Origin of the sequence: Halomonas salinarum (assembly GCF_012062845.1) — a bacterium.
In the GTDB taxonomy this organism is placed as follows: domain Bacteria; phylum Pseudomonadota; class Gammaproteobacteria; order Pseudomonadales; family Halomonadaceae; genus Onishia; species Onishia salinarum.
In genome coordinates this window covers 20,300-32,715 of record NZ_WWNB01000010.1, presented here as the reverse complement: position 1 = coordinate 32,715, position 12,416 = coordinate 20,300, and the positions used below count along the sequence as shown (strand labels likewise).

The 12,416-nt window shown below is 62.1% G+C and carries 12 protein-coding genes and 6 tRNA genes; 13 read left to right on the top strand and 5 right to left on the bottom strand.

The annotated features are described in order from the left end of the window. The first annotated feature begins 191 nt into the window (after positions 1-191). A complete protein-coding gene (locus HF027_RS08820; RefSeq protein ID WP_168014835.1) occupies positions 192-560 on the top strand; it encodes a glutaredoxin family protein in 369 nt (122 codons plus the stop codon). Positions 561-576: 16 nt separating this feature from the next. On the opposite strand, the gene HF027_RS08815 is transcribed toward HF027_RS08820, so the two are convergent. After that, complete coding sequence (locus HF027_RS08815; RefSeq protein ID WP_168014833.1) at positions 577-858, bottom strand: hypothetical protein; 282 nt, start codon at positions 856-858, stop codon at positions 577-579. Between the two features lie 206 nt (positions 859-1,064). Here HF027_RS08815 and pdxB point away from each other — a divergent pair, with 206 nt between their 5' ends. Both pdxB and nhaC read left to right on the top strand, forming a co-directional pair. Beyond that, the gene (gene pdxB, locus HF027_RS08810; RefSeq protein ID WP_168014831.1) at positions 1,065-2,309 is read left to right on the top strand and encodes a 4-phosphoerythronate dehydrogenase PdxB; all 1,245 of its coding nucleotides are present in this window, start codon (positions 1,065-1,067) and stop codon (positions 2,307-2,309) included. 189 nt (positions 2,310-2,498) lie between these two features. Then, the gene (nhaC, locus tag HF027_RS08805; protein WP_168014829.1) at positions 2,499-4,016 is read left to right on the top strand and encodes a Na+/H+ antiporter NhaC; all 1,518 of its coding nucleotides are present in this window, start codon (positions 2,499-2,501) and stop codon (positions 4,014-4,016) included. Between the two features lie 149 nt (positions 4,017-4,165). On the opposite strand, the gene htpX is transcribed toward nhaC, so the two are convergent. From htpX to msrB, 4 genes are all read right to left on the bottom strand, one after another. Continuing rightward, entirely contained in the window at positions 4,166-5,062 is an 897-nt protein-coding gene (gene htpX / locus HF027_RS08800; RefSeq protein ID WP_168014827.1) for a protease HtpX, read from the bottom strand. Positions 5,063-5,197: 135 nt separating this feature from the next. Beyond that, on the bottom strand, positions 5,198-6,430 hold the full coding sequence (locus tag HF027_RS08795; protein ID WP_136253837.1) for a pyridoxal phosphate-dependent aminotransferase: 1,233 nt from the start codon (positions 6,428-6,430) through the stop codon (positions 5,198-5,200). Positions 6,431-6,522: 92 nt separating this feature from the next. Further along, the gene (gene ylqF / locus HF027_RS08790; protein ID WP_168014825.1) at positions 6,523-7,494 is read right to left on the bottom strand and encodes a ribosome biogenesis GTPase YlqF; all 972 of its coding nucleotides are present in this window, start codon (positions 7,492-7,494) and stop codon (positions 6,523-6,525) included. 182 nt (positions 7,495-7,676) lie between these two features. Then, positions 7,677-8,078: a peptide-methionine (R)-S-oxide reductase MsrB gene (gene msrB, locus HF027_RS08785; protein ID WP_168014823.1), complete on the bottom strand. Its 402-nt coding sequence runs from the start codon at positions 8,076-8,078 to the stop codon at positions 7,677-7,679. 391 nt (positions 8,079-8,469) lie between these two features. On the opposite strand from msrB, the gene HF027_RS08780 reads away from it, so the two are divergent. The 10 genes from HF027_RS08780 to HF027_RS08735 all read left to right on the top strand — a co-directional run bounded on the left by HF027_RS08780 (position 8,470) and on the right by HF027_RS08735 (position 12,416). Then, positions 8,470-8,545: transfer RNA gene (locus HF027_RS08780), tRNA-Glu, on the top strand. A gap of 35 nt (positions 8,546-8,580) precedes the next feature. After that, positions 8,581-8,655, top strand: a tRNA-Gly gene (locus HF027_RS08775). A gap of 3 nt (positions 8,656-8,658) precedes the next feature. Next, positions 8,659-8,734 (top strand) — tRNA-Glu (locus HF027_RS08770). 40 nt (positions 8,735-8,774) lie between these two features. Then, a tRNA-Gly gene (locus HF027_RS08765) sits at positions 8,775-8,849 on the top strand. A 3-nt stretch (positions 8,850-8,852) separates the two neighbouring features. After that, positions 8,853-8,928: transfer RNA gene (locus tag HF027_RS08760), tRNA-Glu, on the top strand. 21 nt (positions 8,929-8,949) lie between these two features. Then, a tRNA-Gly gene (locus HF027_RS08755) sits at positions 8,950-9,024 on the top strand. Between the two features lie 184 nt (positions 9,025-9,208). Beyond that, positions 9,209-10,147 carry an ABC transporter ATP-binding protein gene (locus HF027_RS08750; RefSeq protein ID WP_168014821.1) on the top strand — a complete coding sequence of 313 codons (939 nt, stop codon included), beginning with the start codon at positions 9,209-9,211 and terminating at the stop codon, positions 10,145-10,147. After that, the gene (locus tag HF027_RS08745) at positions 10,144-10,917 is read left to right on the top strand and encodes an ABC transporter permease (RefSeq protein WP_168014819.1); all 774 of its coding nucleotides are present in this window, start codon (positions 10,144-10,146) and stop codon (positions 10,915-10,917) included. The genes HF027_RS08750 and HF027_RS08745 overlap by 4 nt, the downstream gene beginning before the upstream one ends. 2 nt (positions 10,918-10,919) lie before the next feature. Next, positions 10,920-11,756 carry an NADPH-dependent 7-cyano-7-deazaguanine reductase QueF gene (gene queF / locus HF027_RS08740; protein WP_168014817.1) on the top strand — a complete coding sequence of 279 codons (837 nt, stop codon included), beginning with the start codon at positions 10,920-10,922 and terminating at the stop codon, positions 11,754-11,756. Positions 11,757-11,855: 99 nt separating this feature from the next. Further along, positions 11,856-12,416 (top strand): nitroreductase family protein, encoded by a 561-nt coding sequence (locus HF027_RS08735; RefSeq protein WP_168014815.1) that lies wholly within the window; start codon positions 11,856-11,858, stop codon positions 12,414-12,416.

Genomic DNA, 12,416 nt, shown 5'->3' with positions numbered 1-12,416 from the left:
GCGGCATGAGACATTCGACCCACTCCTGGTATGGCCAGCGTCGCCCGGACCTGCACCACTGCTTCCTGATTCGGCATTCAGAGCATGCGGCATGAGACATTCGACCCGCTCCTGGTGTGGCCAACGTCGCCCGGACCTGCACCACTGCTTCCTGATCCGGCATCGGGCGGCGGTATGACGGGGAGGTAATGATGAATAGCGAGGCGCATCTAACGCTCTACACCACCCTGGGTTGCCATCTCTGCGAGGAGCTGGAAGCCTGGCTTGCCCGGTTGGCGCCCGAAGCGCCGGCGCCCGTGCGTGTCGAGATATCAGACGATGCGGTGCTTTTGGCGCGCTATGGCGAGCGAATCCCGGTGCTTGAAGATGCGGCGGGACAGGCACTGGAACGGGGCTTCGAGCCCGAGCGTCTGGCGGACTGGCTCGCTGCTCGGGGCTGGCTTGATCATGAGGCCTGGCGGCAGGTTCAGCAGCCTGCCGTGGTGGACGAGCGTCACGTCGAGGGTGCGGTGATGCGAAACGGTCGCCGTTTTCTTGGCGGCTCGGGCGTTGAGGAGTGACGCCTAGGTCGAGCGTCTAGAGGGCATCGAGCAGTGAGAGCTGCTTGACCGCATCACGCCCCTCGGGTGTGTCGTCCTGGGCTTCCAGTACCTTGTGAAACCCCCGGGAGGTCTGGATGGTGGCGACGTCTTCCAGCCACAGCATGGCCTGGGCATAGTCGTCCGCCAGCCGATGCTGAAGCCCGCCAAACTGAGTGCCAATCTGGCCCCAGGCGCGGCTGAAGATCCAGTCGCCGAACATGTCCTGATGCACGTGCACCAGCACATAGTCATGGTTACTTTCCCAGCGAACGATCACGGCGGCTCCTGGCGGGTTGGCGCTCAATAGATAGGGCGCGAAAACAAGGATATGGAAACAGAGGTAGCTGGAGGCAAGCCTCGCCCTGCGAGAGCTGGCTGGCATGCTATTGTAACGGCCTGACCGGCATGAACAACCCACCTCCGTTTGCCATGGGCATGTCCGTTCCCATCCCGTAACACCCTGTGAAGCTGCAAGGAATTGCCATGCGTTTGCTCATCGACTCCCATGTGCCCAAGGCCGAGGCCTGTTTCGCCGAACTTGGCTCGATCACCCGGCTGCCCGGTCGTGAGATCGATGGCCAGGCGGTGCGCGACGCCGAGGCCGAGGTGCTGGTAGTGCGCTCGATCACCCGGGTCGACGAGGCACTGCTTGGCGGCTCGAAGCTGCGCTTTGTCGGTACCTGCACCATCGGCACCGATCATGTCGATCAGGCAGCCCTTGAGGCCCGAGGGATCGGCTTCGCCAATGCGCCGGGCTGTAATGCCGAGGCGGTGGTCGACTACGTGCTCTCGAGCCTGCTCACCCTTGCCGAGCGAGAGGGCGTCGAGCTCGATCAGCGCCGGATCGGTATTGTCGGTGCCGGTAATGTGGGCGGGCGGCTCTATCGTCGCCTGACGGAGTTGGGTCTTCATTGCCGCGTCTGCGATCCGCCGCTGGCCGAACAAAAAGCCGAGCCACTATCCGAAACAATAGCGGAGTGCAGTGCCGAAGAGGGCGCCGGGCACTCGATGGCATTCGACGATCTCGATACGCTGATCGATGAATGCGATGTGCTCTGTCTGCATACCCCGCTGGTGCGTGACGGCCCCCATCGCACCCATCACCTGCTCGATGAAGACCGCATCGCGGCCCTGGCGCCGGGCAGCTGGCTGCTGAATGCCGGTCGTGGTGACTGTGTCGATGGTCAGGCGTTGCTGACGCGATTGGCGGCGCGAGGGGATCTGCGCACCGTGCTGGATGTCTTCGAAAATGAACCGGCCATCGACGAGCCCCTGTTCAGGCTTGCCGATATCGCGACCCCGCATATCGCTGGCCACAGCCTGGATGGCAAGCTTCGCGGTACCCATCAGGTGTATCGCGCGGCCATGGAACACTTGGGCTTGCCGGTGCGAGTCGCCCTGGCGGATTTGGCGCCGCCACCGGCTCTGCCCAGTCTGACGCTGGATGCGGGGCTCACGCTCTGGGAGGCCCTCCGGCTCTGCGTGCGCGCCTGCTATGACGTGCGCCGGGATCACGATGGGTTGCGGCGCTATCAGCGCGAGCGGGGCCTTGCCGCGGGGTTTGATGCCTATCGCAGCGAGTATCCGCTGCGTCGTGAGTTCTCGACACTGACGATACGCCTGCGACCGGGCGCATCGACACTCGCCCCGATGCTTGCCGCGGCAGGCTTTGCGGTGCATCTCGAAGAGGCGCTACGGATGCAGGGTGAAGCCGCTGGCGAGTCCTGAGCCGCGATGGGGCATGTTAAGGGGTGAAACCCTAGTCTGGTGATCGCATTTTCGACCTTAGTCTTATAAGAATGCCCTGCACTTTTTCGATCCTGGGACATCGTCTCTAGGATAGGGACACGGGGGCTGCCCTCGATGGGCGCGGACAGGCAAGCTTGCTCGCTCATTTTCCGAGGGAATTGCGAGACCATGTCTGATACCCAGCCGCGCGAGGTGCGCGCTCCTTCCTTTCTCGATGCGCTGGTGCCGGTGGCCGTGGTCGTGGCCATGCTGGTGCTGGCGGTCGTGCTGTTCGGTGCCGATGCCTCCTGGGGCCCCAACCAGGTCGTGTTGCTGTTGGGCGCCTTGTTGGCGGGCCTGGTTGGCATGAAAAATGGCCATGGCTGGCATGAGATCGAAGAGGCCATCAACCACGGCATCCAGATCTCGCTAGGCGCCATCCTGATCCTTTTAGCCGTGGGGGCCATGATCGGTACCTGGATCCTCGGCGGTGTGGTGCCGTCGATGATCTATTACGGGCTCGACGTGATTGCCCCGCAGTACTTCTATGCCAGTGCCTGTCTTTTGTGTGCCGTGGTGGCACTGTCGGTGGGCAGCTCCTGGACAGTAGCCGGTACGCTTGGCATCGGCCTGATCGGCATCGCCGATGGCCTTGGCCTGTCACCCGCCGTAAGCGCCGGCGCGGTGATTTCGGGGGCCTATTTCGGTGACAAACTCTCGCCCCTGTCTGATACCACCAACCTGGCGCCGGCCGCCGCGGGGGTCGAGCTTTTCGAGCACATCCGCCATATGCTGTGGACCACGGTGCCGAGCCTCGTGATCGCGCTGATCGCCTTCTGGGTATTGGGGCTCAAGGCCGAAGCCGGCCTCGCGACCCCCGAGCAGGTGCTGGCGCTGCAGGGCAGGCTCAATGATAGTTACGCCATCGGGCCGCATCTGCTGATTCCGCTGGCGATGCTGCTGGTGATGGCGGTACGCCGCTGGCCGGCCTTCCCGACCATCGTCATCGGCGCCTTGATGGGGGCGGTGTTTGCCGTCGTCTTCCAGCCTCAGGCGGTGCTTTCCCTGGCCAGCGCGGCCGATCTGGCGACGCCCCTGGCCCTCTTGAAGGGCGTGTGGATGGCGCTCTTCGACGGCTATGTGGCCAACACCGGCAATGCGGTGTTCGATGACCTGCTGAGCAAGGGCGGCATGTCGAGCATGCTCAACACCGTCTGGTTGATTCTTGCGGCGATGGCCTTTGGTGGCGTGATCGAGCGCCTTGGACTATTGGAGCGCCTGGTGCGGGGCATGCTGGGGGTCACGCAGAGTGCGGGAGCGCTGATCATTACCACCCTGGGCACGGGGCTCTCATCGAACATCATCACCGGTGATCAGTACATCTCGGTGATCCTGCCGGGGCGCATGTACCGGGCCGAGTTCCGTCGCCGCGGGCTGGCGCCGGTCAATCTGTCACGCTCGCTGGAGGACTCCGGGACCATTACCTCGCCGCTGATCCCCTGGAACAGCTGCGGCGCCTACATGGCGGCCACTCTCGGGGTGGCGACCCTGTCCTACCTGCCGTTTGCCATCTTCAACCTGGTGAATTTCGCCCTCGCTATCGTCTATGCCATGGTCGGTTTCAAGGTCGTGCCGCTGGCCGATGACGATGCCGAAGGCAGCGAGCCGACGCCGATGGCAGAGTCGCTGGTGGGCGAGGCCCGCTAGGCCGTTGGGGAACCGGCATCGATGCGTGACAAGCGGTGTTCGAGATAAAAGGTCGACACGATAGGTCGAAACAAAAGGGCCCGCCCTCGTAATGAGGGCGGGCCCTTGTGGTTTACGGCTTACAGCGTGGCCGGCGGGGAAGTGATGGCTCAGCGGTAGGCCGATTCCTTCAGCGCGCGGATGCGATCATCCAGCGGCGGATGACTCGAGAACAGCTTTTCCATCAGCTTGCGGCTCTGGCCGGTCGTGATGGCAAAGGCCGTCAGGGTGTCGGGCATCTGATCCGGCATTTCGGTCTCGGCCTTTAGGCGGGCCAGGGCGTTGATCATGGCACCGCTACCGGCGAGCTTGGCGCCCGCGGCGTCGGCACGATACTCGCGAAAGCGCGAGAACCAGGCGACGATGATCGAGGCGATCAGGCCGAAGACGATCTCGGCGACGATCACCACGGCGAAGTAGCCGAAGAAGCCCAGGCCGCCGTTATCGTCCTTGCGCAGGAAGCTGTCGACCAGCTGGGCAACGATGCGCGCGAAGAACATCACGAAGGTGTTCAGCACGCCCTGAATCAGCGCCAGCGTGACCATATCGCCGTTGGCGACGTGGCCGATCTCGTGAGCCAGCACCGCACGGACCTCTTCCCGGCGCATGCGGTTGAGCAGGCCCGAGGAGACCGCGACCAGGGCATCGTCCTTGTTCCAGCCGGTCGCAAAGGCGTTGGACTGCTCAGCCGGGAAGATCCCGACTTCCGGTGTCTTGATGCCGGCCTCATGGGCCAGCTCGGCGACGGTCTCGAGTAGCCATTTCTCGGTGGCGTTGCTCGGCTGTTCGATGATCTGGGTGCCGGTGCTGCGCTTGGCCATCCACTTGGAAATGAACAGCGAGATCAGCGAGCCTGCCATGCCGAACACGAAGCAGAAGATCAGCAGGCTGTTCATGTTCATGCCCTGGGCGTTCAGGTAAGGCTCGACCCCGAGCAAGCGCAGGGTGATGCTGGCGATCAACACGACCGCGAGGTTGGTGGCCAGGAAAAGAAGGATGCGCATCATGTGGAGTAAGCTCCCGCTAAGAGGGATGGGCGCCGACGGATGCCGGCGCGTTCAATACGTTAGCTTAGATACGTCTTATGAGGGTCGGTTTCAAGTCCTATGATCGCGGATCGATAAAGTCGTTGCTTGACACCTTCACTGACGATAGCGCGACAGGAAGCGACCGAAGCGTTCCAGGGCATCTCCCAGCTGGTCGGCCCAGGGCAGGGTGACGATGCGCACGTGATCCGGTTCCGGCCAGTTGAAGGCGGTTCCCTGCACCAGCAGGATCTTCTCCTGCAGCAACAGGTCCAGCACCATCTTCTGGTCATCGACGATCGGGTGCACCTTGGGGTCGAGCTTGGGGAAGGCGTAGAGGGCGCCCTTGGGGGTGGTGCAGGAAACGCCGGGGATGTCGTTGAGCTTCTCGACGGTGATGTCGCGTTGTGCCTTGAGGCGTCCGCCGGGCAAGACCAGGTCGTTGATCGACTGATAACCCCCCAGAGCCGTCTGAATGGCGTGCTGGGCCGGCACATTGGCGCACAGGCGCATCGAGGCCAGCATGTTCAGGCCCTGGATGAAGTCGGCGGCACGCTGCTTGGCAACGTTGCCGGAAAGAATCATCCAGCCTGAGCGAAAGCCCGCGCAGCGATAGCTCTTGGATAGACCGTTCATGGTCACCACCAGCTGGTCATCACCGGCGAGCGCCCCGGTGGAGACATGCTCTACCTCGTCGTAGAGGATCTTGTCGTAGATCTCATCGGAGAACACCACCAGGTTGTTCTCGCGGGCGATTTCCAGTAGCTCGCGGGTCACTTCCGGTGGATAGACGGCACCGGTGGGGTTATTGGGGTTTATCACCACGATGGCCTTGGTGTGGCTGGTCACCTTGGCGCGGATGTCATCCATGTCCGGGGCCCAGTCGGCCTGCTCATCGCAGCGATAGTGCACCGCGCGGCCGCCTGAAAGGTTGGTGGCAGCGGTCCACAGCGGGTAGTCAGGCGCCGGAATCAGTACCTCGTCACCGTCGTTGATCAGCGCCTGCATGGCCATCACGATCAGCTCCGAAACACCATTGCCGACGAAGATGTCCTCGATGCCAACGCCGGGAATCCGCTTGCGCTGGCACTCCTGCATGATCGCCTTGCGTGCCGAGTAGAGCCCCTTGGAATCGCAATAACCCTGGGCGGTGGGCAGGTTGCGCATCACGTCCTGCAGGATCTCTTCCGGTGCCTCGAAGCCGAACGGTGCCGGGTTGCCGATGTTCAGCTTGAGGATGCGCTGACCTTCGTCCTCGAGACGCTTGGCGTGGTCGAGCACGGGCCCGCGAATGTCGTAGCAGACGTTGTGAAGTTTATGGGACTTGTTGATGAACGTCGGGTTATCCATGGGGTGTCCGGGTAGTGTGTCCAGGGGTAGCCCCGCTCACGCGGGGCCCGGCGCGCGTATCGTCGGCGCAAGACGCAGCCTCACTGACGGTTTCATGAATCGGCGTTGGCTTGCGCGTCTTCACTGTCGGCGTCATCGGCTTCAGGTTCCGGCGGCGGTGGAATGTCCGCCGGGGTCTCCAGGGTCAACCGGCCCAGCTTGCCGTCGCGCAGTTCATGCAGCAGCACCTCGGCGCCCCGGTGCAGGTCGACCTCGCCGCCGGCGCGCAGGCCGCCGCGCTTGGCGGCGATATCGCGCACGATGGCGTTGCCGTCGAAGCCGGCCAGGGCCAGCAGGTCGGTCTGCCTCGTACCATCGGCCTCGACCGATTCTGCGGCGGCGTTGCCTTCGTAGGGCGGCAGCGCCTTGAGCTTGTAGCGGCCGGTCAGCGCCTCGGGGTAGCGCTTGGCCAGCTCGGCGGCGGTGACCACGGCGACATCCAGATAGTCGATGGCGGTATCGCGAATGGCGCCGCTGGCCGCCAGCCGGTGAGCACTGGCCTGGTCCTCGATCTTCGGCCATAGCACCCCGGGGGTGTCAGTCAGCGCCACCCGGCCATCAATGCGCACCTTCTGCTGGCGCTTGGTCACCGCCGGTTCGTTACCGGTCTTGGCGATCTTGCGCTTGGCCAGGCCGTTGATCAGGGTCGACTTGCCGACATTGGGAATGCCCATCACCATCACTCGCACATCGCGGTCGGCACGCACGTCGCCGGCCAGCTCATGACAAAGCTTGGGAATGTGCTTGAGCTCGCGGGCCTGGGTGGTAGTTACCGCCAGTGCTCGGGTGTCGGGCTGAGCGTCGAAATAGGCCACCCACTCCTGGGTGCGCGCCGGGTCGGCCAGGTCAGCGCGCGAGAGGATCTTCAGCACCGGCTTGTGCTCGGTGAGTTCGGCCAGCATCGGGTTGGCGCTGGAATAGGGCAGGCGGGCGTCGAGCACCTCCAGCACCACGTCGATTTCCGGCAGCGCCTCGGTGATCTGGCGACGTGCCTTGTTCATGTGTCCCGGGTACCAGCCCAGCATGGCCTCTTCTCCTGCGCGTTTCTAACGGCCGACCATCTTAGCAGATGGACGGCCGGCTGGGGCCAGCGGGGAAGGGCAGGAGCGTGTGATTTAGCCCTTGATGCTTCACACATGATTCGCCGCATACGGGGTGTGACGGCGAATCATGTGTCTCAGGTGGGAAGGGCGGCGAGTCGCTTGACTCACTCGTCCCGGTTGAAGTCGATGGCCACCGAGTTGATGCAGTAACGCAGGCCGGTCGATTCCGGCGGTCCATCCGGGAAAACATGGCCCAGGTGGGCATCGCAGTGCGAACACACCACTTCGGTGCGCTGCATGCCGTGGCTGGTGTCGTCATGCTCTTCTACCGAGCCTTTGCCCAGTGGGCGGTCGAAGCTTGGCCAACCGCAGCCGGAATCGAACTTGTGCTCGTTCTCGAAGAGCGGAGCGTGACAGCAGACGCAGTGATAGATCCCTTGAGCTTCTCTGACCTGATGATCGCCGCTAAAGGGGGGTTCGGTGCCTTTCTCCCGGGTGACGCGATATTGCTCGGGGCTGAGTTGGCTGCGCCACTCGGCATCGCTTTTCTCAATCTTCTTGCGCATGGCGTACCTTCCAATATCAGAAATGATCGCTTACGGGCCAGGGCGGTCGTTTGGAAGCGCAGCCGACGCGCGCCATCCATGCCCAGAGCCCACTGTGCCACTGCTGGCCGTCGTCTCACAACGCGTTGCGCAAGCCTTGGCCATGTCATTATCTGCCCTGTTCTTCTTGCGCCATCAAGGCTCGATGTCCAGTAGCCTCTTGGTCTGCACGATACTAACTGCTACCTTGCCCCTCCTGTCGACTGCCTGATTATGCCTAACGACGCCCCACGGCGCCTGTCTACTGCCTTAAAGAGTAGCCTGTATATGAGCAAACGTTCGGCACAACAGGCGCTTGACAGTCTCCGGTGTGCTCAGTAAGATACGCGCCATCTTAAAGAGGTTCGGCCACGTCCCATTCGTCTAGTGGTCCAGGACACTGCCCTTTCACGGCAGTGACAGGGGTTCGAACCCCCTATGGGACACCATCCTCTTGAAGATGCCGGATGACCGGGAAGTAAATGCGGAAATAGCTCAGTGGTAGAGCATCGCCTTGCCAAGGCGAGGGTCGGGAGTTCGAATCTCCTTTTCCGCTCCATGCGTCCCATTCGTCTAGTGGTCCAGGACACTGCCCTTTCACGGCAGTGACAGGGGTTCGAACCCCCTATGGGACGCCACTTCGGTCATTCTACAAGCAGTACAGCGGTTGTGAGACATGCGGAAATAGCTCAGTGGTAGAGCATCGCCTTGCCAAGGCGAGGGTCGGGAGTTCGAATCTCCTTTTCCGCTCCATGCGTCCCATTCGTCTAGTGGTCCAGGACACTGCCCTTTCACGGCAGTGACAGGGGTTCGAACCCCCTATGGGACACCACCTCACAACGCACAACGATACGCGGAAATAGCTCAGTGGTAGAGCATCGCCTTGCCAAGGCGAGGGTCGGGAGTTCGAATCTCCTTTTCCGCTCCAATCGTTCCTTCCTATGTGTCATCCGTACGACACTTGATAGCCGCAAAATATCAGCAGTTTTCCCTCCGCATTTTTCCGTGTTCTTTTACGTCTCTGCACGCCTATTTGTTCGCTGGCATTGAATTCTGAGCACTCGCCCCTATCCTTAGTGTCCTAATTTTTAAACCATCTCACAGGTGTCCTGATGGCTGAACCGGCGCTGTCGATCCGTGGCCTGACCAAGGTGTACGGCAACGGCTTTCATGCCTTGAAAGGCATCGATCTCGATGTCCAGCAGGGTGATTTTTTCGCGTTATTGGGTCCCAACGGGGCCGGCAAGTCCACTACGCTCGGCGTGGTCTGTTCGCTGGTACAGAAGAGCGCCGGCAAGGTATCGGTCTTTGGTATCGATATCGACAAGGACTTCGCCCACGCCAAGTACAACCTCGGCGTGGTGCCCCAGGAGTTCAACTTCAACCAGTTCGAGAAGGTCGAAGACATCATTCTCGCTCAGGCGGGCTACTACGGCATGTCTCACCGCGAGGCCAAGCCCCGTGCGGCGAAGCTGCTCAAGGATCTGGGCCTTTGGGACAAGCGTGACGGCAGCGCTCGTGCGCTCTCTGGCGGCATGAAGCGTCGCCTGATGATTGCTCGTGCCCTCATTCATCGCCCCAAGCTCTTGATCCTCGATGAGCCTACCGCTGGCGTTGATATCGAACTGCGCCGCTCCATGTGGGATTACATGCGCCGCATCAATCGCGAGGAGGGCACCACCATTATCCTCACGACCCACTATCTCGAGGAAGCCGAGAGTCTGTGTCGTAACATCGCGATCATCAATAACGGCGAGATCGTCAAGAACACCAGCGTGCGTGAGTTGCTTGGCCAGCTGAATACCGAGACCTTCCTGCTTGATCTGGCCGAGCCGGTGGGCGAGCTGCCGATCCTTGAAGATTTCCAGATCGAAAAAGTCGACTCAAGTCAGCTGGCCGTCTCGGTCAAGCGTGGCCAGCGGCTCAACGACGTCTTTCAACAGCTCTCCGAGCAGGGGCTGACCGTGGTGTCGATGCGCAACCGGGCCAACCGGCTGGAAGAAATGTTTGTCTCGATGGTGGAAGAGTCCAACGCGGAGGCCGCGAAATGAATGCAATGCAGATAGCCGTGGCACTGTGGACTCTGGTCGGCAAGGAAGTGCGCCGCTTTACCCGTATCTGGCCGCAGACACTGCTGCCGCCGTCGATCACCATGACCATGTACTTCATCATCTTCGGCAACCTGATCGGGTCGCGAATCGGCGAGATGGATGGTTACAACTACATGGACTTCATCGTCCCAGGCCTGATCATGATGGCGGTGATTACCAACAGCTACTCGAATGTGGCCTCCAGCTTCTTCTCCAACAAGTTCCAGCGCTCGATCGAGGAAATGATGGTCTCGCCGATGCCCAATTGGGTGATCCTTGCGGGCTTCATTCTCGGCGGTATGGCGCGTGGCCTGGGCGTTGGCATCATCGTCACGGGGGTGTCGCTGTTCTTCACCCGTATCGAGGTGGCGCATCCCGTGCTGACCGTTCTGGTCGTCGTGTTGACCGCCGCACTATTCGCTGCCGGCGGCTTCATCAATGCGCTGCTCGGCAAGAAATTCGATGATATCTCCATCGTGCCGACCTTCATTCTCACGCCGCTGACCTATCTGGGTGGGGTCTTCTATTCGATCTCCCTGTTGCCGGAGTTCTGGCAGGGCGTGTCGATGCTCAACCCGATCCTCTATATGGTCAACGTCTTCCGCTATGGTTTCCTGGGGGTCTCCGACATTCCGGTCGGTTGGGCGCTGGCCGCCATCTGCGCCTTCATCACTGTGCTGTTCGCCATTGCCCTGTGGATGCTCGAGCGCGGTAAAGGCATCAGGAGCTGAGCATGACGCATGATCGCCCCGAGACGCTTGCAAAGGCCCCGCTGGGGCGCGAGTCCGCCTATCCGGATCGCTATGACCCGGCCTTGCTGTACCCGATCGCTCGGGCCGCTAACCGTGCGCCGCTGGGCATCAGCGACGGCGCCCTGCCATTTGTCGGTGAAGACGAGTGGCACGCCTTCGAGGTCTCCTGGCTCACGCCCCGCGGCAAGCCGGTGGTCGCCGTGGCGCGCTTTCGTCTGCCCGCCGACTCGCCGAACCTGATCGAGTCGAAGTCCTGGAAGTTGTACCTGAACAGCTACAATCAGACGCGTTGTGCCTCCCGCGAGGAGGTGATCGCCACTCTCGAGCAGGATCTCGCCACCGCTGCCGGGGCGCCGGTCTCGGTTGAGCTGTTCGGCGTCGACGACCAGGCCCTGGCCACGCAGCGCCTGCCTGGCGACTGCATCGACGAACTCGACGTCGACATCGATGCCTATACGCCTGACCCGGCGCTGCTCACGGTGGGCGAGGAGATCGTCGAGGAGACCCTGCACTCGCACCTGCTCAAGTCCAATTGCCCTGTCACCGGCCAGCCCGACTGGGGCAGCGTGCTGATTCGCTATCGCGGCCCGCGGCTCGATCGCGAGGGGCTCTTGAAATATCTGGTCTCCTATCGTCAGCATCAGGATTTCCACGAGCACTGCGTCGAGCATATCTTCACCGACCTGATGGCGCGTGCTTGTCCCGAGCGGTTGCTGGTGCTTGCCCGTTACGTGCGTCGCGGCGGTCTGGATATCAGCCCCTGGCGGGCAACACCGGGCGAGCGGCCGCCCGAGCCGCTGCGTCTGGCGCGACAATAGTCACCTAGCGTACAGTCAGGCTATATGCATGTAAGCGGGCAGGGTGCGACGCAACACGCGTGGCGCTGCCTGCCACCCCATTGCTGTAAGGAGAACCGGATGGATGCGATGACGCTGCTGCATGAACGCAGCTCCATGGGCAAATTGCGCGGCCCGGCGCCCGACGCCGATCAGATGGATGCTATCTACCGCGCCGCCCTGCGTGCTCCTGATCACAAGGAGCTGACCCCCTGGCATTTCATCGAGTTCTCGGGGGAAGGCCTTACTCGGCTTGGTGAGGTGTTTGCCGAGGCGGAGTTCCACAATAACCCGCATATCGACGATGCCGCCCTGAACGCCGCGCGCAAGAAACCGTTGCGGGCGCCGATGATCATCGCCGTGGTCGCCAAGATCACCCCGGACCTGCCCAAGGTGCCACCGCTCGAACAGTCGCTTTCTGCCGGTTGTGCCGCCCATGGCATGCTGTTGGCGGCTCAGGCCCTGGGGCTTGGCGCCATGTGGCGTACCGGTCACTATGCCTTCGACCCGACCGTCAAGAAGGGGCTTGGCCTTGACGAGGACGACGAGCTCGTCGCCTTCCTCTACCTGGGACAGATGGGCGGGCGTCACAAGCCGGTGCCAGCCCGGGACCCCGCTGACTTCGTCGAGCGCTGGAGCTGA